A 21,270-nucleotide genomic window follows, 5' to 3' on the forward strand; every position below is an offset into this window, starting at 1 on the left:
GTACCGTGGCTGGTGAAGAGAAGCAACCGGGGGAAATTCCGAATCATGCGTTTGTTCCGTCGTCGTCGCTCGGAAGCCGACACCGAAGCCGCGCCGCCAGATCCCCGTACGCCCTGGCCTGAGCAGCCGGTGCCGTCCGACGCCGCTGCTGCGGCAGCTGCGTTCTGGGAAGGCTGGTACGACCTTCTGCCCGAGGTCAGCGCTGCGCTGGGCGAAGGCGAACCGCATCGCGTCGAGCACGACCTCTGCGTGCTGGTCGAGACGTTCCACCCGCGTCTGCACTTCTCGCTCGAACGCGGTCGGACCGCCATCTACGCGTTGGTCGTCAGCGGCCAGGAAGACCCGGAGCTGCGCCCGTACACCGACGCGTGGAAAGCGGCCGGGCCGCCGGACGACGCGATCTGGGAGTACCACGATTCGGTGCCTCCGGTCCCGGACCCGACCGAGGTGACGGTGAACCTGGGCGAGCACCGCATCTCGCTGGCTGACGTCCGGGTTGTCGCGCAGGTGGACGACGGCGTGGTTGACGTCGCGGTCCACCATCCCGTGTTCGCGGACCTGGACGAGGCTTCGCGCACCACAATGACGTTCCTGCCGCTCGACGCGACGCTGGGCGAGCGTTTGGCCGCCGAGAGGCTGCGCCGGGTCGAGACTGCCGAGGCCGCGCCGGAAGGCACGATCGATCTTCTGGAGTTCCGGGAGCTGGTCCGCGGGCTGACGGAGCAACCGGACGAAAGTGTCGGTGCCTCCGGCTAGGCTCACCACCTGTGAGCAGCACCGACCTTCCCCAAGACCAGGTGGCCGTGGAGGCCGCCCAGGACGTGACCGACGTACCGGCCGACGTGCGCGAGCGGCACGGCGCGCTCGCGGAGGAGATCCGCGGCCATCAGTTCCGGTACTACGTGCTGGACTCGCCGATCGTCTCCGACGGCCAGTTCGACGCGCTCCTCGGCGACCTGCAGGAGATCGAAGACGAATACCCGGCGCTGGTCACGCCGGATTCGCCGACCCAGAACGTCGGCGGCACGTTCTCCACCGAGTTCACCGCGCACGACCACCTCGAGCGCATGTTGAGCCTGGACAACGTGTTCGACACCGACGAGTTCCTCACTTGGGTCGAGCGCGTCGAGAAGGAGATCGGGGCCACAGAGTACCTGGCCGAGCTGAAGATCGACGGCCTGGCCATCAACCTGCTCTACGAGAACGGCAAGCTCACCAGAGGTCTTACCCGCGGCGACGGACGTACCGGCGAGGACGTCACGCTCAATATCCGCACCCTCGATCAGGTACCGGACGAACTTACCGGCACCGACGAATTCCCGGTGCCGAAGCTCGTTGAGGTGCGCGGCGAGGTCTACTTTCGCGTCGAGGACTTCCTTGAGCTCAACGCGAAGATGGTCGAATCGGGCAAACTGCCGTACGCGAACCCGCGCAACACGGCTGCTGGGTCGCTGCGGCAGAAGGACCCGAAGATCACCAGGGAGCGCCGGCTGCGGCTGATCTGTCACGGCCTCGGCAAGCGCGACGGCTTCGAACCAGTCACCCAGTCGCATGCCTACGATGCGCTAGCGGCCTGGGGATTGCCGGTGTCGCCGCACACGCGAGTGCTGCGGACCGGCAAGGAACTCACCGATCACATCGCCTATTGGGGTGAACATCGGCACGACGCCGAACACGAGATCGACGGCGTGGTGATCAAGGTCGACCAGGTCGCCTTGCAGCGTCGCCTCGGCACTACGTCGCGTGCGCCGCGGTGGGCGATCGCGTACAAGTATCCGCCGGAAGAAGCGATCACGACGCTGCTGGACATCCAGGTCGGCGTGGGACGCACGGGACGGGTCACGCCGTTCGCAGTCACCGAGCCGGTCAAGGTCGCGGGCTCGACGGTCGCGCGGGCGACACTGCACAACCAGGAAGAGGTCAAGCGCAAGGGCGTGCTGATCGGCGACCGGATCGTGATCCGCAAGGCCGGCGACGTCATCCCCGAGGTCCTTGGCCCCGTCGTCGACGCACGGACTGGCGACGAACGCGAATTCGTGATGCCCACCGAGTGCCCGGAATGCGGCACGGAACTCGCCTACCAAAAGGAAGGCGACAAGGACATCCGCTGCCCGAACACCCGGTTCTGCCCCGCGCAGCTGCGGGAACGGCTGTACCACCTCGCCGGCCGCGGCGCGTTCGACATCGAGGTGCTCGGGTACGAGGCGGCGGTCGCGTTGCTCGACGCCAGGGTGGTCGCCGACGAGGGTGATGTGTTCGACCTCAACGAGGAGTCGCTCGCTGAGGTGGAGTTGTTCCGCACCAAGGCAGGCGACCTGTCAGCGAACGCGCGGAAACTTCTGGCGAACCTCGATTCGGCGAAGGACCGTCCGCTGTGGAAAGTGATCGTCGCGCTGTCGATCCGGCATGTCGGGCCGACCGCGGCGCAGGCGCTTGCGCGGGAATTCGGTTCGCTGCAACTGATTGAGGACGCGAGCGAGGAGCAGCTCGCGGACGTCGACGGCGTCGGCCCGACCATCGCGCACGCCGTGCAGGAGTGGTTCGAGGTCGACTGGCATCGGGAAATCGTCGAAAAATGGCGACGGTCCGGGGTCCGGATGGAGGAAGAACGCGACGAATCGATCCCGCGGAATCTCGAGGGCCTGTCGATCGTGGTGACCGGTTCGCTCGACGGGTTTTCCCGTGACGAAGCGAAAGAAGTCATCATGGCGCGCGGCGGCAAGGCCGCGGGATCTGTGTCGAAGAAGACGTCGTTCGTCGTAGTGGGTGACTCGCCGGGGTCGAAGTACGACAAGGCTGTGCAGTTGAAGGTGCCAGTGCTGGACGAGAACGGGTTCCGTGCGTTGCTGGAGCGCGGCCCGGAGGCGGCTGCGGAACTGGCGCTCGACACCGGTGCGGACGAGGAAGCCGAGGACGGCGATGAGTGAGGTGGAGATCCGCCCCGCGCGGCGGGAGGAGTTCGATGCGCTCGGCGAGGTGACTGTCGAGGCTTACCGGATCGAGGGATTTTTCGAGACTGACGCTGCGTACGAGGCGAAACTTCGTGACGTCTCGGGGCGGGCGGAGCACGCCGAACTGCTGGTCGCGGTCGATCCGGAGGGGCAGATCCTGGGGTCGGTCGCGATCGTCCAGCCGGGGAGCGCGCTTTCCGAGATCTCCCAGCCGGGGGAGTTGGAGTTCCGCATGCTGGCGGTCGCGGAGGCGGCGCGCGGGCGAGGGGTCGGGGAGGCGCTCACCCAGGCGGTGCTGACCCGCGGCCGGGAGCTCGGTGTCGACCGGGTGGTGCTGAGCAGCCTCGACGTGATGCGGAAGGCGCACCGGCTCTACGAGCGGATCGGCTTCCGGCGGTTGCCGGGGCGGGACTGGCATCCGCATCCGGGGGTCAACTTGATCGCCTACGAATACGGTCTTTGACGTCTCGTTTTCGCAGGTCCTGGGCTTTTGCCGTTTTTTGGCGAAAGTGTTGGGCGGGGTTCGCCGCCGGTATTCGCCGTTGAGTGGCGACGGGGCGGCGAACCTTCGCCCCGGCTCTCTTCGGGCGCTGGCGGGTGCTTTGGCGTTCCTGGTGGTGAGCGTCGGCCGGGTGGTCTCGGCCGACGCTGGTGGACGGTCGTGCGCGGCGGGTCTGTTTGGCGAGCTTCGACTGGCTATGGGCTGTAACGTGTAGGTGTCTGGCTTCGACTCAAGCTGTCACGCGTGAAGTACTGACTCGTATCGAGGAAGCGTGATCATGGCGAAGTTCGCTAAAGCCGCCGTTCCCATCGTTGGTGCCGCCGCTTTTCTTGCTGTTGCCTGCAACGGCGCACCACAGCCCGGTGGAACTTCGACAACAGTGGTGACCGCGACAGCAACCGAGTCCGCGACGACGACTGGGAGCAAGCCGGTCAGTGCTGCGCATCCGGCGACGATCAAAGTCCCTGACGTGTCCGGCATGAATCATCAGGACGCGCAGGACGCCATGCAGGCGGCTGGGCTGTACAACTTGCGAGAGGTCGATTCGTCCGGGAAGAAGCGGATGATGATCATCGACCGGAACTGGTGTCAGACCGGGCAGGATCCCAAGCCCGGCACTGTGGTTTCTGCTGGCACAGTCGTCACCCTCTACGCCGACAAGTGCAGATAGCCGCCGTCCGGTACTCCGCCGGGATCGGCAGTCGTCGGCTTGTCGCCTTCTTGAGCGGGATCGTCTGCACTTGTGGACAGGGATGACGACGAGGTTCGCGCGCAAAGAACGGTGAGTCAGCCCCGGGCTGTTGACGACTACGGCCTTCGACGGGCTGATTAGCCGATTATCGGCAACTGAAACGCTAGATCGGCCAACCGCTCAACCCGGCCGCCTCGAACCCTTCAGGACAGTTGACCCAAGTCTCGGATCACCCGTCCAGAACCACCGCGACGATCCCGGCGAAATGTGCCAGCCGAGCGACCTCCGCGGCACGGAAGTTGGGCCCGCCCGGCCGGGCGACCAGCATCGCCTTCCCCGGCTTGCCCAGCGGAGTGGCGGCCAGCTCGGTGCCGAGTTCCTTCCAAGTCTCCGGGACCCATGAATCCTCGCCGTCCAGGACTGTCGCGCGTTCCAGCGGCAGCCACGGCAGGTCCGTGAACGGGTTCTCCGGCGCCGCGCTCGACGAAGCCAGGCGGCGAGGCCCTGATTCCGAATGCTCGACGATCACCGCCCATCCGGCGCGGATGATTTTCGGCACACCTTCGGCAAGCAAGTCCAGCCCGGCTTTCGGCTGAGCGGCGATCTCCTCGACCAGCTCCAGTTCGCGATGGGTGTCGAGGATGCCCGCGTACGGCCGCACCGCGTCGACCTCGACGCCTTCCACGCTCTCGGCCGCGGTGATCAGTGCGTCCGGGAGCCGGCCCGACGGGAGTTCGACCACCAGGTCGTCGATCGCGAGCCCGCCGCCGCGCTCCACCACGTCCACGCTCAGGATGTCCGCCCCGACCGTGCCGAGCGCGGTCGCGACCGCGCCGAGGGTGCCGGGGGAGTCCGGTAGCTGGACCCGGATCAGGAACGACACCACGCGCCCCTCTCGCCTCAGGCGTCCCAGCCCTGTCGTGGGACGCGCTTGCCGGGCGCCGATTGTGACAGACCGGGTACCCGCAAGGGCCCGCTGTCCGGCAAGCGGGACGCCCTGCCCGGCGCCCGCGGCCCGATAACCCGGTCGAACCGTCCGACGCCGTCACCATAGACTTGCAGCTTCCGAGAGCACCCGCACAGCACACCCCGGGAGTCACCCGCGTGCCCAACATTTCCCGAGACGAGGTCGCACACCTCGCCAGGCTGGCCAGGCTGGCCGTGACCGACGACGAGCTGGACGTTTTCGCCGGCCAGCTCGACCAGATCCTGGACTCGGTGGCGAAGGTCAGCGAAGTCGCCGCGGAGGACGTCCCGCCGACCTCGCACGCCGTGCCGCTGACGAACGTCTTCCGCGAGGACACCGTCCGGCCCAGCCTCGAGCAGCAGGACGCGCTGGCCGCCGCGCCGGCCGCCGAGGAAGGCCGGTTCCGGGTGCCGCGGATCCTGGGAGAAGAACAGTGAGCGAACTCGTCAAGCTGACCGCCGCCGAGCTGGCAGCGAAGATCCACGCGCGCGAGGTGTCCGCGGTCGAGGTCGCGCAGGCGCACCTGGACCGCATCGCCGCGGTGGACGACCACGTGCATGCGTTCCTGCACGTCGACACGGAGGGCGCGCTCGGCGCGGCCAAGGCTGTCGACGAGCAGCTGGCCGCGGGGGAGCAGCCGGCGTCGCCGCTGGCGGGCGTCCCGCTGGCGCTGAAGGACGTGCTGACCACGAAGGGTGTGCCGACGACCTGCGGGTCCCGCACGCTTGAGGGATGGCTGCCGCCGTACGACGCGACTGTCACGCGCAAGCTGCGCGAAGCCGGCGTCGTGATCCTCGGCAAGACAAACATGGACGAGTTCGCTATGGGCTCTTCCACGGAGAACTCGGCGTACGGCCCGACGCACAACCCGTGGGACCACGCGCGCATCCCGGGCGGATCAGGCGGTGGCTCCTCGGCGGCGATTTCGGCGTTCGAGGCGGCTCTCGCGATCGGTACGGACACTGGCGGCTCGATCCGCCAGCCGGGCGCTGTCACCGGCACTGTGGGCGTGAAGCCGACGTACGGCGGAGTGTCGCGCTACGGGCTCGTGGCGTTCTCGTCGTCGCTAGACCAGGCCGGGCCGTGCGCACGTACGGTGCTTGACGCCGCACTGCTGCACGAAGCGATCGCTGGCTACGACCCGATGGACTCGACCTCCATCAACGCACCGGTGCCGCCGGTTGTCGCCGCGGCGCGCGAAGGCGCGAAGGGCGACCTGACCGGCGTACGTGTCGGCGTCGTGAAGGAGTTCGGCGGCGACGGTTACCAGCCAGGCGTGCTGCGGTCTTTCGAGGCTGCTGTAGAGCAGCTTCGCGCTCTCGGTGCCGACGTGGTCGAGGTGTCGTGCCCGCACTTCACGTACGCGCTGCCTGCGTACTACCTGATTGCGCCGAGCGAAGCGTCGTCGAACCTCGCGCGCTTCGACGCTATGCGGTACGGCCTGCGCGTCTCGGACGACGGCCAGCACAGTGCCGAAGAAGTCATGTCGCTGACGCGTGAGAAGGGCTTCGGCGCTGAAGTGAAGCGTCGCATCATGCTCGGCACGTACGCGCTTTCGTCGGGTTACTACGACGCGTACTACGGCTCCGCGCAGAAGGTGCGCACGCTCATCACGCGCGACTTCACGCAGGCTTTCGAGAAGGTCGACGTGCTCGTGTCGCCGACGACGCCGACCACGGCGTTCAAGCTCGGCGAGCGCGTGGACGACCCGATGGCCATGTATCTCGCCGACCTGTGCACCATCCCGTCGAACCTCGCGGGCAATGCCGCCATGAGCGTCCCGAGCGGACTGTCCGATGAGGACGGAATGCCGGTCGGCCTGCAGATCATGGCCCCCGCGCTCGCCGACGACCGGCTGTACCGCGTTGGTGCCGCGTATGAGGCCGCGCGCGACGCCGCTGCTGGCGGCTCGCTCGTGCACCAGGCTCCGGAGCTGGGAGGAACGAAGTGACTGCCGTGGCCGAGTTGATGGACTACGCCGAGGTCATCGAGCGGTTTGACCCCGTTCTCGGGCTTGAGGTCCACGTGGAGCTCAGCACGAACACGAAGATGTTCTGCGGCTGCGTCAACGAGTTCGGCGGCGAGCCGAACACCAAGACCTGCCCGACCTGCCTCGGCCTGCCCGGTTCGCTGCCGGCGGTCAACGGCAAGGCGGTCGAGGGCGCGATCCGGATCGGTCTCGCGCTCAACTGCGAGATCGCGGAATGGTGCCGGTTCGCCCGGAAGAACTACTTCTATCCGGACATGCCGAAGAACTTCCAGACATCGCAGTACGACGAGCCGATCGCGTTCGACGGCTACCTCGACGTGACGCTGGACGACGGCGAGGTCGTACGCGTCGAGATCGAGCGCGCGCACATGGAGGAGGACACCGGCAAGTCGCTGCACATCGGCGGCGCGACCGGCCGGATCCATGGCGCCGAGCACTCGCTCCTCGACTACAACCGCGCTGGCGTGCCGCTGATCGAGATCGTCACCAAGCCGATCACCGGCACCGGCGAGCGGGCGCCTGAGGTGGCGCGCGCGTACGTCACCGCGCTGCGCGATCTGCTGCGGGCGCTCGATGTGTCCGACGTCCGGATGGACCAGGGCTCTCTGCGCTGTGACGCGAACGTGTCGCTGATGGCCAAGGACGCCACGGAATTCGGTACGCGCACGGAGACGAAGAACGTCAACTCGCTGCGCAGCGTCGAGCGCGCGGTGCGGTACGAGATGACGCGCCAGGCGGCGATTCTCGCCGAGGGCGGGTCGATCCGGCAGGAGACGCGGCACTTCCAGGAAGCAGACGGCACCACGTCGTCCGGGCGTGCCAAGGAAACCGCGGAGGACTACCGGTACTTCCCGGAGCCCGACCTCGTACCGATCGCGCCGTCGCGCGAGTGGGTCGAGGAGCTGCGCGCGACGCTGCCGGAGATGCCGTGGGAGCGGCGCAAGCGCATCCAGGAAGAGTGGAAGCTCTCCGACGAAGCGCTGCGCGACCTGCTGAATGTCGGTGCCGTGGACCTCGTCGCGGCAACGGTCGAGGCCGGTGCGACGCCGGACGAGGCGCGCGGCTGGTGGGTCAACACGCTGGCGCAGGAAGCGAATGCCCGTGAGGTCGAGCTGACCGAACTGGCGATCACACCGGCGCAGGTCGCCGAGGTGATCGGGCTCGTGTCCTCCGGGGAGCTGACGAACAAGCTCGCCAAGGAGGTCGTCCAGGGCGTTCTCGCGGGCGAGGGTTCGCCGCGCGAGGTTGTCGAGAAGCGCGGTCTGAAGGTCGTCTCTGACGATTCGGCGCTGCTCACCGCTGTCGACGAGGCACTGGCCGCGCAGCCGGACATCGCCGACAAGATCCGCGGCGGCAAGGTCGCCGCCGCAGGCGCGATCGTCGGCGCGGTCATGAAGGCGACCAAGGGCCAGGCCGACGCCAAGCGGGTGCGTGAGCTGATTATCGAGCGCGTCGGTTCCTGAGTGGCTTTCTCGCTCCGACGCGTCACCTGGCGCGAGTGGCTCGGCCTGGCGGCCGGGCTGCTCGCGGTTGGATCGACGCTCCTGCCCTGGACCGTGCTCTCGGCGGACACCGCGACGTCTGACGTCCGTGACGCGTTCGGGACGTTGCCGCACAGCGACGTCGTGCGTACGGCGTGGAATTCGGATCTCTTCTCGTGGGGTCCGCCGTTGCTGCTGGCCGTGGTCGGGCTTGCGGTGGTGTTGTTCGGCCAGATCACGAAGGCGCGGGTGAGCGGGCTGCCGCAGCTGTGGCTGGTGGGCGGTCTGGCGACGGTGCTGCTGATGGTGATTGGCTGGACGACGCTGGACTGGGTGTTCGACAGTGATCAGCGTGCGTTTCTGGACGCCGCGGGAGTGTCGATCTCGGGTGGGGTCGGGCGGTACCTGGGGATGGCGTTCGCGGTCGGGTCGGTTGTGGTGGCGATCGTGGACATCCGGGCGGCTCGGGCGGAGAGCAGGGCTTCGCGTCGTCGCTGAACGGCGACGCGGGTGTTTCCTGGCCGAGGTGGCTTCTGGCGGATTCGCCGCTGAACGGCCACGGGGAGATCCCTCGGTGATGCTGGCTTCGGCGGATTCGCCGCTGGGTGGCGACGGTGCCGTTGGCCGAGAGGTGGCTCTCAGGGGATTTGCCGTTGCGTGGCGACTCGGTGCCCTCAGCTGAGATGCGGTTGTGGTGGATTCGCCATTGAGCGGCCGGGATGTTCCTGGTTGGGAGACAGCTCTCGATGTGCTTGGCCGTTGAGCGGCGACTAGGTGTTGCGGCGAGTCGTCGCTACTGAGGTTTGCCATTGGGAGATGAACCTCAGAAGCGGATGGAGCCTCTCGGGTTGTCGCTGAGCGGCGACGGCGATGGACCGACGCCTAGGCTGACGTTGGTGGCGATTTCGCGGCGGTGCCGATCTGGGCAGGCACCCGGGTTAGAGGGTGGTGGTCGTCGCCGTTGGGTGGCGACTCCGGTCAGACTCGACGCTGGCTGAGAGGGGCGTTGCCGGGCAGACGGGCAGCGCGCGTGAGGTCGAGCGTCGCCGCGCGCGGTGGCCGGATCGGTTGTTGCCGCTAAACGGCTAACCGCAGGTCAACCAGCCCAGCCGACCTCTGAAAGGCTCGGCCAGGAACATCCGGCGTCAGTCCTTGCCCGGGCCGCCGCCAGTGTCGCTCACCACGATCAGGACCACGCGGTCGTCGCTGGAGACCGGTTTGCCGCCGTCCTTGTTGACGGTTCCCGCGACGGCCAGTTGGGGGTTGATCATGCTCACGGCGGAGAGCCGGCCGTACGTCGTGGCGGCTTTGCTTTTGCCGTCGAGGGTGACCGTCGGTTTGCCGGTGACTGCACCGTCCTTGTTGACCGGCACGTTCTGCAAGCCGGTGGACGACGCGATGCCGAGGATGCCGTTAGCGTCGACGAAATCCACGCAGCCGCCGAGGGAGGGCTTGTCCTGCCAGGTCCAGGCGGGAGTGCTGAGCGGCTGTCCGGGCTGGAGGCGGTAGACAGCGTCCGGGCCGCTGGACGGGTGATCGGTCACCCACGTGCGCTTCCCGTCGGGCGAGCGGCAGATGCCGCCGGGGGAGTGCAGGCCCGAGGTGTAGACGGCCGATCCGGACGAGGGATTTCCCGGTGCCGGTTTTCCGGACACGTCGATGCGCAGGACCTTTCCGGCCAGGGAGTTCGGGTCCGCAGCTGCGGCGGGGTTGCCTGCGTCGCCTGTCGCAACGAGCAGCGCGCCGCTCCCGTCGCTGGCCAGCGCTCCGCGGTTGCCGGTCGAACCCTTCGGGATTCCGGTCAGTACCGGCTTCGGTGCCTGGCCCTTGGCGAAGCGCACGACTCGGTTGTCCGACGCCGTGGTGACGTATGCGAAGACCAACTGGTCTTCGACGTAGCTCGGCGACAGCGCCAGGCTGGTGAGCCCGCCGTCGCCATCGGCTTGGACGTCCAGTTGCGCGAACGACGTCGCGTCATGTCCGGAGCTTGCCAGCAGGACCCGGCCGGTTTTCCGTTCGCCGGCGAGAGCGGCGGGCGCGGATCCTTCGCCGGGAAGTCCGGCGACGGCGGCGACTGTGTCCAGGCAGGTGGCGATGACGGCCTTGTCGAAGTCCTTGCAGCCCTGCGGCGGCGGAACCGGCGAGGGCGGCGCTTGGGCGGGGCCTTTGCGGGGGCCACCGCCGGAGCCGTCGCCATGCTCCTGGACCTGCGGCGGAGATTCCGGACTCGGCACCGGCGCGGGGGTGAACGTCTGGCCGGCGGCGGTGTCGTCGAACCGGGCGCAGCCGGAAAGCACGAGGCCGCCGCAGGCAAGGAGGGCCAGCGGTGCCGACCACCGATACCGGGTACGCATGATGCCCCAGCCTAGGTGGCGCGGCGTGAGCCACTGGTAAGTGGCTACCGTGGTGATCATGACAGTCACCGTGCTGGTCCCGGACGACGAGGGCGTCGCCGTGCTGTCCGAAATCCCCCTTGTGCACGCGGTGCGCTACGAATGGGGCGACCCGTTGCCGCCGGAGGCTGCGAAAGCCGAGGTGCTCGTTCCGGCCATGGATTCAGCGGGCGACGACATCTGGGGCGATCTGCCGAACCTCAAACTGGTGCAGCTCCTGACCGCCGGAGCGGAAGACTGGGTTGGCCGCGTCCCGGAAGGCGTGCTGTTGTCCACCTGCCGCGGGGCGCACGGCGGCAGCATGGCGGAGTGGGTCGTCGGCGTTCTGCTGTCGATGTACCGGAATCTGGACGTCTACGCGGCGGCGCAACGAGCCGGACGCTGGGAGCAGCTGCCGTCCGACACGTTGCAGGGGCAGCGAGTGCTGATCGTCGGGGCTGGGGACGTCGGAAGGCAGCTGCGGCGGAGGTTGGAGCCATTCGACGTCCGCTGCACGATGGTCGGGATGTCGGCGCGCGAGGGCGTGCACGGTGTCGATGAGTTGCCGGGATTGCTGCCGTACCACGATGTGGTGGTCATGATGGTCCCCCTCACGTCGCGGACTCGCGGCATGGTCGACGCTGACTTCCTCGCGACGATGCGTGATGACGCGGTGCTGGTGAATGCGGCTCAAGGGCCAGTCGTGGTTACCGACGCGCTTGCTGCGGAAATCGCGGCCGGACGCCTTCGCGCGGCGCTCGACGTGACCGATCCCGAGCCGTTGCCGGCGGACCATCCGTTGTGGACGGCCCCCGGTTTCGTGCTGACGCCGCACGTGGCCGGAGCGGTGCGGGGCGTCCGGCGGCGCGCTTATTTGGTGGCCGCGGCGGAAATCGCCCGGTACGCTGGCGGCGAGCTACCTGGCAATCTCGTGCGCGGCGAATACTGATCATTTCCCGGCTGTCGGCCCGGCACCTCAGGGTGAACCCTGAAAGAGCCCCTGACCTCGGCGTGCTCGCTCGCGGGCCACGGCTGAATCCCCTAATCTTCGCCGCGTGACCACTCAAGGGGACGACTACCAGACCAGCGTGCTGTCCGGTGTCGAGGACTCTGCCGGCAACGACTACGACGAACCGCGGCAGGGCGGTCTCGGCTTCGGCCTGCTCGTCTTGCGCCTGGGACTCGGCGTGATCATGGGTGCGCACGGCCTGCAGCATTTGTTCGGCGCTTTCGGCGGACCGGGCGTCGGCGGGTTCGCGCACGTGCTCGAGATGTTCGGGTACCACAAACAGACGACGCTGTTGTCCTGGATCACTGGCATCACCGAGGTCGCGGGCAGTGCGCTGGTGATCGTCGGCCTGTTCACGCCGCTCGCCGCGGCTGGGCTGCTGGGCGTGGCCGCGAACATCGTCTACGCGAAGTTCCACGGCGGCTTCTTCCAGGGCACCGGTCAGGGCTGGGAGTACGAGATGCTGCTCGGCCTGTGTGCGCTGACGCTGATCTTCACCGGCGCGGGCACCCTCTCGCTGGAGCGGAACACGCCGTGGAGGAAGCGGCCGTTGCCCCTTGGGCTCATCTCGTTGCTGCTGGCTGCGGCTGCGTCTGTGGTGGTCATTGTTCTGACTCGCTGACGCGTCCGGGGTCTACGCCGCTGCACGCGGAGTCGGCTGGAGGCAACGCCTGGGTCGGTGGGCGTTCTGTCTCGGGCGTGGTCTTGGCAGTGTTGCCGTTTAGTGGCGAATGCCTGGTCAGGGTCGAAATTCACCTGGGCAGCAGGTGGGTTGTCGTCGAGACGATCGGTTCGTGGGCGACGAGAGCGCGGCGGCTGGGGTTAAGCCGCGGAGGTCTGGGGACAGTCCCGGCAGTGGGCTGGCGGAGGTTGGCAGGGGCTCGATGGCGGAGTGCTCGGTTGATGTGAGGGACCGCGTGCGCGAGGTCGGCCGGCTCGACCGGTGGGCGGCCCGGTGCGTACGGGAGGTTGTCCGGGCGTGGCGATGGTGGCCCTGTTCTGAGGCGTGTGCGGCTGAGGTTGGATCTGCGGTCTTGGCACGGGTGGGGCGACCGTTCGCCGTTTGGCGGCGATTTGCGTCGGCCGTGGCCGGGAGTCAGCCGGGATGACTGTTGGCCGCTTGGCGGCGAATCGTGTCTTGGGATGCCTGAGGTGACTGTCGCCGTTTAGCGGCGAATCGTGGCGGGCCGAGATCCGGCAGAAGCGAATCCGAGATTTCAGCGGCCGATCCAACCAGCCGAAACACGGAAGGGGCCCGCGCATCACGCGCGAGCCCCTTCCGGCGAAAGCAAAACCGAAGCAGCAGGATCAGCGGTTCGGGTCCCGAACCGCGCCGGTGTCGGCCGAGGTGGCCATCCGGGCGTAGGCCCGCAGTGCCGCGGTGATCGGGCGCTGCCGGTCCTTCGGCTGCCACGGACGTTCCGAAGCGTCCATCTTCGCCCGCCGCTCGGCCAGAACCTCCGGTTCCACCAGCAGCTCGAGCCGGCGCTCGTGGACGTCCAGGACGATCTGGTCGCCGTTCTCCACCAGGCCGATCAGGCCGCCCGCGGCGGCTTCCGGCGAGATGTGGCCGACCGAGATGCCCGAGGAACCGCCGGAGAAGCGGCCGTCGGTGATCAGGGCGCATTTCTTGCCCAGGCCGGAACCCTTGAGGAACGCCGTCGGGTGCAGCATTTCCTGCATGCCGGGGCCGCCTGCCGGGCCCTCGTAACGGATGACCAGCACCTCGCCCGGCTGGATCTCCTTCTTGAGGATCGCCGACACGGCCTCCTCCTGGCTCTCCAGCACCCGCGCCGGGCCCTGGAAGTGCCAGAGGTCCTCGTCGATGCCCGCGGACTTGATCACGGCGCCGTTCTCGGCGAGGTTGCCGCGCAGGATCGCGAGGCCGCCGTCCTTCGTGTAGGCGTGTTCGATGTCTCGAATGCAGCCGCCAGCAGCGTCCGTGTCCAGCGACGACCAGCGGTTTTCCGTCGAGAACGCCTTCGTCGTCCTGACCCCGCCCGGCGCGGCGTGGAACAGTTCCAGCGCCGTCTCCGACGGAGATTCGGCGCGGATGTCCCACTCGTTCAGCCACGTGGCGAGGTCCGGCGCGTGGACCGCGTGCACGTCGGTGTTCAGCAGACCGCCGCGGTACAGTTCGCCCAGGATGGCGGGGATGCCGCCGGCCCGGTGGACGTCTTCCATGTGGTAGTCGGAGTTCGGGGCGACCTTCGACAGGCACGGCACGCGCCGCCCGATGGCGTCGATGTCGCTGATCGTGAAGTCGACCTCGCCCTCCTGCGCGGCGGCGAGGATGTGCAGCACGGTGTTCGTCGACCCGCCCATGGCCATGTCGAGCGCCATCGCGTTCTCGAACGCCGCCTTCGTGGCGATCGACCGAGGCAGCGCCGACTCGTCGTCTTCGCCATACCAGCGCTTGCACAGCTCGACCACCGTGCGTCCGGCGTTGGAGAACAGGTCCCGCCGGGCCGCGTGCGTCGCGAGCGTGGAACCGTTGCCCGGCAACGACAAGCCCAGCGCTTCGGTGAGGCAGTTCATCGAGTTCGCGGTGAACATGCCGGAGCAGGAACCGCAGGTCGGGCAGGCGGACCGCTCGACCTCGGACAGGCCGGCCTCGTCGATCGCCGAGTTCGCGGACGCCGCGATGGTGGTGATCAGGTCGGTCGGGGCGTGCGCGACGCCTTCGACGACCACCGCCTTGCCGGCCTCCATCGGACCGCCGGAGACGAACACGGTCGGGATGTTGAGCCGCATCGCGGCGTTGAGCATGCCCGGCGTGATCTTGTCGCAGTTGGAGATGCACACCAGCGCGTCGGCCTGGTGCGCGTTGACCATGTACTCCACCGAGTCGGCGATGATCTCGCGCGAGGGCAGCGAGTAGAGCATGCCCGAGTGGCCCATCGCGATGCCGTCGTCGACCGCGATCGTGTGGAACTCTCGCGCGATGCCGCCGGCTTCGGCGACCGCCTCGGCGACGATCTCGCCGAGGTCCTTGAGGTGCACGTGGCCGGGCACGAACTGGGTGTAGGAGTTGGCGATCGCGACGATCGGCTTGCCGAAATCGCTGTCGGTCATTCCGGTCGCACGCCAGAGCGAGCGTGCGCCCGCCGCGTTGCGACCGTGGGTGGTGGTCCGGGAACGGAGGTGCGGCACGGCATTCTCCCAGGTCAGAAGGCTGGACCAGGCGGAGGGGAACATCAGCTCCGCAAACTGGTCCTACCAATTCTACTCGGCTGGTTTGCCGTTGCCGCCGCCGGTCCGTTCCGCGTCGGCGGAAGGCTCCGGTTCGGCGGGCTCGGGAGCGGGTTCCGGGGCGGGTTCTGGCGCAGCGTCCGGCGTGGCGTCCGCGGCCGGTTTCCGCCCGGCGAGTTCCTCGTCGCTCAGCACGCCAGACGGGTCTTTGATCTTGCCCTCGCTCACCAGCGCCAGTACCGGAAGGTGTCGCGTCCGCACTGTGGGAAGGGCGACCTGGGTGTCGTCGGCGAGGACCGCGCGCACCCGGGCTTTGTTCGTGATCGCCAGTCCCTTGAGCGACGTCCACGGCAGGTCGCGCTTGCCGAAGACCGTCCGGATGTGCAGTCCTTCGCGGGTCGCGACGGTGCGCGTGCGCGCGACGAACACCAGCAGCGCGAGCGGGAAGACGTACAGCCACTGGAATCCGCCGATCTCGCCCAATGCGACTGGAGTCACACAGACGGTCAGCAGACCGACCGCGAGATACGCCGTGGTCGGGATCCGGAACACGGCCTTCCGGCCCTCGTCCGCGCGCTGGTCCTGCTGTTTCTTGGCCACGCAGGAATGGTGCACCGGGCCCGGGAGTGACCTGCGTCCGGGTCGCGGGGGAGCAGTACTGGCCGCCCACGATGCGGAACCGCTGTCCCGTAGAGTTGACACTCGCCCGGACGCGCGACTAACGTCGGGGCCGTGATTACGCAGACCGGTCTCGTACTTCCTCAGCGCGCCGACGCTTAGGAAGAGTCCTCTGCGTCGACGCGCGACCCTCGTGCGACCTTACGGTCGGCGGGGGTTTTTTGTTGCGTGAAACCGGTTCCCCGACCGGAAGTACGGCCCAGACAACCCGAACGAGTGACACCGAGAACCCACGAGGCAGAACCGATGACCAGTGCCACGTCGCGCAGCGACGCGAAGCCCGGGCCGACCGCGCCCGGTGTCCCAGGAGCACGTCCGAAACCCGCCCCGCCGGCGGGTACGCCGGTGCGCGTCACCGGCGCGCAGTCGCTCGTCCGCTCGCTCGAAGCGGTCGGCGCGGAGGTCGTGTTCGGCATTCCGGGTGGCACCATCCTTCCCGCCTACGACCCGTTGCTCGACTCCACGAAGGTCCGGCACGTCCTCGTCCGCCACGAGCAGGGCGCCGGGCACGCCGCCACCGGCTACGCGCAGGCGACCGGCAAGGTCGGCGTCTGCATGGCGACCTCGGGTCCGGGCGCGACGAACCTCGTCACCCCGCTGGCCGACGCCAACATGGACTCGGTCCCGGTCGTCGCCATCACCGGGCAGCAGTCGCGCGGGCTGATCGGCACCGACGCGTTCCAGGAAGCCGACATCTGCGGCATCACCATGCCGATCACCAAGCACAACTTCCTCGTCACCGACCCGGCGGAGATCCCGCGGGCGATCGCCGAGGCGTTCCACCTGGCCGCGACCGGACGTCCGGGCCCGGTGCTGGTGGACATCCCCAAGGACGTGCTGCAGGAGATGACCTCGTTCTCCTGGCCGCCCGAACTGCGGCTGCCCGGCTACCGTCCGACGCTGCGGCCGCACGGCAAGCAGGTGCGCGAGGCCGCGAAGCTGATCGCCCAGGCGCAGCGTCCGGTGCTGTACGTCGGCGGCGGCGTGATCAAGGCCGAGGCGTCCGAGCAGCTGCGCGAACTCGCCGAGCTGACCGGCATCCCGGTCGCGACCACTCTGATGGCGCGCGGCGCGTTCCCCGACTCGCACCGCCAGCACGTCGGCATGCCCGGCATGCACGGGTCCGTCGCCGCGGTCGCCTCGATGCAGCGCGCTGACCTGCTGATCGCGCTCGGCGCCCGGTTCGACGACCGGGTCACCGGCCAGCTGTCGTCGTTCGCGCCGGACGCGAAGATCGTCCACGCTGACATCGACCCGGCCGAGATCTCCAAGAACCGCAAGGCGGACGTGCCGATCGTCGGCGACTGCAAGGAGATCATCGGCGAGCTGATCGACGCGGTGAAGACCGAGTTCGACCGCGCCCGTCCCGACCTGACGGACTGGTGGACGCAGGTCGACTCGTGGCGCGAGGACTACCCGGCTGGCTACGAATGGCCCGACGACGGTTCGCTGTCGCCGCAGTACGTCATCGAGCGGATCGGCGAGCTGGTCGGGCCGGACGCGGTGTACGCCGCGGGCGTCGGGCAGCACCAGATGTGGGCCGCGCAGTTCGTGAAGTACGAGAAGCCGCGCACGTGGATCAACTCCGGCGGCCTCGGCACCATGGGCTACGCCGTCCCGGCCGCGATGGGCGCGCAGTTCGGCCTGCCGGACACGCAGGTGTGGGCGATCGACGGCGACGGCTGCTTCCAGATGACCAACCAGGAACTCGCCACGTGCGCCATCGAGGGCGCGCCGATCAAGGTCGCCGTGATCAACAACGGCAACCTCGGCATGGTCCGCCAGTGGCAGAACCTGTTCTACTCCGAGCGGTACTCCAACACCGACCTCGGCACGCACAAGCACCGCATCCCGGACTTCACGCTGCTGGCCGAGGCGCTCGGCTGCGCCGGCCTGCGCTGCGAAGCCAAGGAGGACGTCGACGCGACGATCCGGCGCGCGATGGAGATCAACGACCGTCCCGTCGTGATCGATTTCGTCGTGGGGAAGGATGCCCAGGTGTGGCCGATGGTCGCGGCGGGCACCGGGAACGACGAGATCATGGCCGTCCGCGGCATCCGGCCGCTGTTCGACGACGACGAGGTTTCGCAGGAAGCCGCCGAGGCCGCGGCCGCGGAGGGAGAGCAAGCATGACTGTCCACACGCTGAGCGTGCTGGTCGAGAACAAGCCCGGTGTGCTCGCCCGGGTCTCCGGACTGTTCTCCCGCCGCGGCTTCAACATCGAGTCCCTTGCTGTCGGGCCCACGGAAAACCCCGAGGTGTCCCGGATGACGATCGTGGTCGCCGTTGAGGAGCTACCGCTCGAACAGGTGACCAAACAGCTCAACAAGCTGGTGAACGTGATCAAGATCGTCGAGCTGGAAGCAGGCAGCGCGGTGCAGCGCGAACTGCTGCTCGTCAAGGTCAGGGCCGACGCCACCGTGCGCAGCCAGGTCCTCGAGACCGTCCAGCTCTTCCGCGCCAAGGTGGTGGACGTCTCGCCGGAGGCGCTCACCGTCGAGGCGACCGGGACGTCGGACAAGATCGGCGCGCTGCTGCGGATGCTGGAGCCGTACGGCATCCGCGAACTCGTCCAGTCCGGAATGGTCGCGGTGGGCCGCGGGGCCCGCTCGATCACCGCCACTTCTCCCCGCTGAACCGCAGATTTCGTGTAAGTACGGAAGGAAGTAGTACCCCCCATGGCAGTGGAAATCTTCTACGACGACGACGCCGACCTGTCGATCATCCAGGGTCGCAAGGTCGCCGTGATCGGCTACGGCAGCCAGGGCCACGCGCACTCGCTGAGCCTGCGCGACTCGGGCGTCGACGTCCGCATCGGCCTGCAGGAGGGGTCCAAGTCCCGGGCGAAGGCCGAGGAGCAGGGCCTGCGCGTGCTGTCGGTCGCCGAGGCGGCCGCCGAGGCCGACGTGATCATGATCCTCGCGCCGGACACGAAGCAGCGCTTCATCTACGAAGAGCACATCGCGCCGAACCTCAAGGACGGCGACGCGCTCTTCTTCGGCCACGGCTTCAACATCCGGTACGAGCTGATCAAGCCGCCGGCGAACGTCGACGTCGCGATGGTCGCCCCGAAGGGCCCGGGCCACCTGGTCCGCCGCCAGTTCGTGGACGGCAAGGGCGTGCCCTGCCTGATCGCGGTCGAGCAGGACGCCTCGGGCAACGCCCAGGCGCTCGCGCTCTCCTACGCCGCGGCGATCGGCGGCGCGCGGGCCGGCGTCATCAAGACGACCTTCACCGAGGAGACCGAGACCGACCTCTTCGGCGAGCAGGCCGTGCTGTGCGGCGGCGCGTCCGCGCTTGTGCAGACCGGTTTCGAGGTGCTCACCGAGGCCGGCTACGCCCCGGAGATCGCCTACTTCGAGGTGCTGCACGAGCTGAAGCTGATCGTCGACCTGATGTACGAGGGCGGCATCGCGCGCCAGCGCTACTCCATCTCCGACACCGCCGAGTACGGCGACCTCACCCGCGGCCCGCGCGTCATCTCGCCGGCCGTCAAGGAGGAGATGAAGAAGATCCTGGGCGAGATCCAGGACGGCACCTTCGCCCGCGAGTGGGTCGCCGAGGACGAGGCGGGCCGGCCGAACTTCACGAAGCTCGAGGAGCAGGGCAACCAGCACCCGATCGAGAAGACCGGCAAGAAGCTGCGCGACCTCATGTCGTGGGTGGACCGGCCGATCACCGAGACCGCCTGACCGGTTTCCCAGAAGAAGGCCCTGTCGTCCGTTCGCCGGACGGCAGGGCCTCTTTCGTTCCAAGGCGTTGCCGCCGAACGGCGGATACGCTGTGCCGATGAGCCGCCCGACCGACGACAAGGCGCACATCCGGCACGAACTCGACCTGACCGGCGCGATCTGGATCCGCGCCGAACCGGCGGGCGTGACCCTGGAGCACTGTGCGGAGTTCGCGTTCGTACCGCATTCGGACGGGGTGACCTACGTGGCCATCCGGCAGCCGACCGACCCGGACGGGGTAGTGCTGGTGTTCACGCCGTCCGAATGGGACGCGTTCACGCGCGGGGTCCGGGACGGCGAGTTCGAGTTGCCGGGGGAGTCCTAGGCCTTCGCTGGCTGTCTGTTTGGGTGGACGGCGGATTGCCCGCTGGACGGCAGTTGCCGCTCAGTGGCGAATCTGAAACTTGCCTGTTCGGGCTCGAGGTCGGGGTCGATCCGGCATCACTCTTGCACGAGGCGGTGCCTCTTCAGGCTGCCGGTGTGTTCGGTAGCCGGTGGCTGTCAGGACGGCAGGAAAATCGCGGCAGCTGCGTCGGCGAGTGCGTCGGGGCTTGGTGAATCCGCCTCGGTTTGGGCCAGGTGCAGCAGGCCGAGGATGGCCGCGTAAGCGACTCGCGCCCGGTGCGCGGCTTGGTCCGGCGGGAGGCCGAGTTCGCGGTAAGTGTTGGTCAGAAGATTCAGCCGCGCTTGGTTGACGCGGCTGACCGCATCCTTGACCCGCGGGTCGTTGCGGTCGCCGAGCAGGCTCAGGTGAACCGACGGGGCCAACGGCTGGACGGCGCGCACGACAGCGGTGAGCAGTTCGCGCAGCCGTTGCCGCGGATCGGCGATCGCGGCGTATTCGGCGAGTCCCGCTTCTCCGTGGTTTCGCCCCCAATCGGCGAGAGCCGCGGTGATCAGCTCGTCCCGGTTGCGGAAGTGCGCGTAGAAACTGCCCTTGGTCACGCCGAGCGTCCGTGCGAGCGGTTCGACTCCGACCGCGGCCAGGCCGCCGTCCGCGATCGCTTTCAGCGCGGCCCGCGTCCAGTCCTGGGCGGATAGCCGGGGCGAATCGTTCACCATGCGCGGAGGATACGCGACCGTATTGACGGCCCTGCTCACGCTGGATACGGTGGCGTATGGATACGCAGCAGTATCCATACGCTGACGTACTGAGGGGCGATCGAATGTCACACACGAAGGTTCGCCGAGTGGTCACTGGGCACGACGCCGACGGCAAGGCTCGGGTGGTCGCCGACAGCGCTGTCGAGCCGATCACTTCCGGCCTGATGCCTGGCTGCGCGATCTATCGGCTGTGGGGCCGGGACGAACGACCGGTGTTCCCGGACGACGGTTCGCCGCGTCGCGCCGAGGCGTATTACCCGCCGCGTGACGGCTCGCGGTTCATGATCAACACGATCGCGCCCGGAGAGCTGACCCCGTCGCCGGATCTCGACCTGACGGCAGCCTGGGAAGAAATGGAGCGACAGGCACCGGGCGCGGCCGCAGCGATGGAGCCCGACACGTCGGGCATGCACACCACCGACAGCCTCGATTACGTCCTGATCGTCTCGGGTGAGGTCACGTTGGAATTGGACGACGGGGAACAGGCGGTTTTGGGGGCGGGCGACGTCGTCGTCCAGAACGGCACGCGGCACGCCTGGCGTAACCACGGCGTCGAACCGTGCACGATCGTCGGCGTCGCTGTCGGCGCGGATCGGGTGTAG

Annotated in this window: 20 protein-coding genes; 15 read left to right on the forward strand and 5 right to left on the reverse strand. The window is 68.2% G+C overall.

Features of this window, described 5'->3' with window-relative positions:
* Nucleotides 1-45 precede the first annotated feature (45 nt).
* The 4 genes from ACWGIC_RS10805 to ACWGIC_RS10820 all read left to right on the forward strand — a co-directional run bounded on the left by ACWGIC_RS10805 (nucleotide 46) and on the right by ACWGIC_RS10820 (nucleotide 4,123).
* Complete coding sequence (locus ACWGIC_RS10805) at nucleotides 46-756, forward strand: hypothetical protein (RefSeq protein ID WP_452075684.1); 711 nt, start codon at nucleotides 46-48, stop codon at nucleotides 754-756.
* A gap of 11 nt (nucleotides 757-767) precedes the next feature.
* Nucleotides 768-2,927 (forward strand): NAD-dependent DNA ligase LigA, encoded by a 2,160-nt coding sequence (gene ligA / locus ACWGIC_RS10810; RefSeq protein ID WP_452075685.1) that lies wholly within the window; start codon nucleotides 768-770, stop codon nucleotides 2,925-2,927.
* Complete coding sequence (locus ACWGIC_RS10815; protein WP_452075686.1) at nucleotides 2,920-3,414, forward strand: GNAT family N-acetyltransferase; 495 nt, start codon at nucleotides 2,920-2,922, stop codon at nucleotides 3,412-3,414. Before ligA ends, ACWGIC_RS10815 begins: the two co-directional genes overlap by 8 nt.
* A gap of 316 nt (nucleotides 3,415-3,730) precedes the next feature.
* Nucleotides 3,731-4,123: a PASTA domain-containing protein gene (locus ACWGIC_RS10820; protein ID WP_452075687.1), complete on the forward strand. Its 393-nt coding sequence runs from the start codon at nucleotides 3,731-3,733 to the stop codon at nucleotides 4,121-4,123.
* Between the two features lie 250 nt (nucleotides 4,124-4,373).
* Here the strand turns inward: ACWGIC_RS10820 and ACWGIC_RS10825 are convergent, their stop codons facing one another.
* Nucleotides 4,374-5,027: an ACT domain-containing protein gene (locus ACWGIC_RS10825; protein ID WP_037367388.1), complete on the reverse strand. Its 654-nt coding sequence runs from the start codon at nucleotides 5,025-5,027 to the stop codon at nucleotides 4,374-4,376.
* A 221-nt stretch (nucleotides 5,028-5,248) separates the two neighbouring features.
* On the opposite strand from ACWGIC_RS10825, the gene gatC reads away from it, so the two are divergent.
* From gatC to ACWGIC_RS10845, 4 genes are read left to right on the forward strand one after another with little or no spacing between them, the layout of a single operon-like run.
* Nucleotides 5,249-5,548, forward strand: a complete 300-nt coding sequence (gatC, locus tag ACWGIC_RS10830) for an Asp-tRNA(Asn)/Glu-tRNA(Gln) amidotransferase subunit GatC (protein ID WP_378310203.1) — start codon at nucleotides 5,249-5,251, stop codon at nucleotides 5,546-5,548.
* A complete protein-coding gene (gene gatA, locus ACWGIC_RS10835) occupies nucleotides 5,545-7,062 on the forward strand; it encodes an Asp-tRNA(Asn)/Glu-tRNA(Gln) amidotransferase subunit GatA (protein WP_452075688.1) in 1,518 nt (505 codons plus the stop codon). Before gatC ends, gatA begins: the two co-directional genes overlap by 4 nt.
* Entirely contained in the window at nucleotides 7,059-8,564 is a 1,506-nt protein-coding gene (gene gatB / locus ACWGIC_RS10840; protein WP_452075689.1) for an Asp-tRNA(Asn)/Glu-tRNA(Gln) amidotransferase subunit GatB, read from the forward strand. The genes gatA and gatB overlap by 4 nt, the downstream gene beginning before the upstream one ends.
* The gene (locus ACWGIC_RS10845; protein WP_452075690.1) at nucleotides 8,565-9,080 is read left to right on the forward strand and encodes a hypothetical protein; all 516 of its coding nucleotides are present in this window, start codon (nucleotides 8,565-8,567) and stop codon (nucleotides 9,078-9,080) included. It begins immediately after the preceding gene.
* Nucleotides 9,081-9,727: 647 nt separating this feature from the next.
* Here the strand turns inward: ACWGIC_RS10845 and ACWGIC_RS10850 are convergent.
* Nucleotides 9,728-10,936, reverse strand: coding sequence for a PQQ-dependent sugar dehydrogenase (locus ACWGIC_RS10850; protein ID WP_452075724.1), 1,209 nt, complete (start codon nucleotides 10,934-10,936; stop codon nucleotides 9,728-9,730).
* Between the two features lie 58 nt (nucleotides 10,937-10,994).
* Between ACWGIC_RS10850 and ACWGIC_RS10855 the strand changes: the two genes are divergently transcribed.
* Entirely contained in the window at nucleotides 10,995-11,903 is a 909-nt protein-coding gene (locus ACWGIC_RS10855; RefSeq protein WP_452075691.1) for a 2-hydroxyacid dehydrogenase, read from the forward strand.
* A gap of 106 nt (nucleotides 11,904-12,009) precedes the next feature.
* A complete protein-coding gene (locus tag ACWGIC_RS10860; RefSeq protein ID WP_452075692.1) occupies nucleotides 12,010-12,585 on the forward strand; it encodes a DoxX family protein in 576 nt (191 codons plus the stop codon).
* 686 nt (nucleotides 12,586-13,271) lie between these two features.
* On the opposite strand, the gene ilvD is transcribed toward ACWGIC_RS10860, so the two are convergent.
* Together ilvD and ACWGIC_RS10870 are read right to left on the reverse strand one after the other, a co-directional pair.
* On the reverse strand, nucleotides 13,272-15,116 hold the full coding sequence (ilvD, locus tag ACWGIC_RS10865; protein ID WP_452075693.1) for a dihydroxy-acid dehydratase: 1,845 nt from the start codon (nucleotides 15,114-15,116) through the stop codon (nucleotides 13,272-13,274).
* A gap of 72 nt (nucleotides 15,117-15,188) precedes the next feature.
* A complete protein-coding gene (locus ACWGIC_RS10870; protein ID WP_452075694.1) occupies nucleotides 15,189-15,755 on the reverse strand; it encodes a PH domain-containing protein in 567 nt (188 codons plus the stop codon).
* A 324-nt stretch (nucleotides 15,756-16,079) separates the two neighbouring features.
* Between ACWGIC_RS10870 and ACWGIC_RS10875 the strand changes: the two genes are divergently transcribed.
* The 4 genes from ACWGIC_RS10875 (at nucleotide 16,080) to ACWGIC_RS10890 (ending at nucleotide 19,889) form a co-directional block, all read left to right on the forward strand.
* Nucleotides 16,080-17,966: an acetolactate synthase large subunit gene (locus ACWGIC_RS10875; RefSeq protein WP_452075695.1), complete on the forward strand. Its 1,887-nt coding sequence runs from the start codon at nucleotides 16,080-16,082 to the stop codon at nucleotides 17,964-17,966.
* On the forward strand, nucleotides 17,963-18,469 hold the full coding sequence (ilvN, locus tag ACWGIC_RS10880) for an acetolactate synthase small subunit (RefSeq protein ID WP_184780531.1): 507 nt from the start codon (nucleotides 17,963-17,965) through the stop codon (nucleotides 18,467-18,469). Before ACWGIC_RS10875 ends, ilvN begins: the two co-directional genes overlap by 4 nt.
* A 42-nt stretch (nucleotides 18,470-18,511) precedes the next feature.
* Nucleotides 18,512-19,525, forward strand: coding sequence for a ketol-acid reductoisomerase (ilvC, locus tag ACWGIC_RS10885; RefSeq protein ID WP_037811773.1), 1,014 nt, complete (start codon nucleotides 18,512-18,514; stop codon nucleotides 19,523-19,525).
* A gap of 97 nt (nucleotides 19,526-19,622) precedes the next feature.
* Complete coding sequence (locus ACWGIC_RS10890; RefSeq protein ID WP_452075696.1) at nucleotides 19,623-19,889, forward strand: DUF397 domain-containing protein; 267 nt, start codon at nucleotides 19,623-19,625, stop codon at nucleotides 19,887-19,889.
* Nucleotides 19,890-20,065: 176 nt separating this feature from the next.
* On the opposite strand, the gene ACWGIC_RS10895 is transcribed toward ACWGIC_RS10890, so the two are convergent.
* Complete coding sequence (locus tag ACWGIC_RS10895; RefSeq protein WP_452075697.1) at nucleotides 20,066-20,626, reverse strand: TetR/AcrR family transcriptional regulator; 561 nt, start codon at nucleotides 20,624-20,626, stop codon at nucleotides 20,066-20,068.
* Nucleotides 20,627-20,754: 128 nt separating this feature from the next.
* Here ACWGIC_RS10895 and ACWGIC_RS10900 point away from each other — a divergent pair, with 128 nt between their 5' ends.
* Nucleotides 20,755-21,270 (forward strand): cupin domain-containing protein, encoded by a 516-nt coding sequence (locus ACWGIC_RS10900; protein ID WP_452075698.1) that lies wholly within the window; start codon nucleotides 20,755-20,757, stop codon nucleotides 21,268-21,270.

It is taken from the genome of Amycolatopsis sp. NPDC054798, from assembly GCF_053611505.1.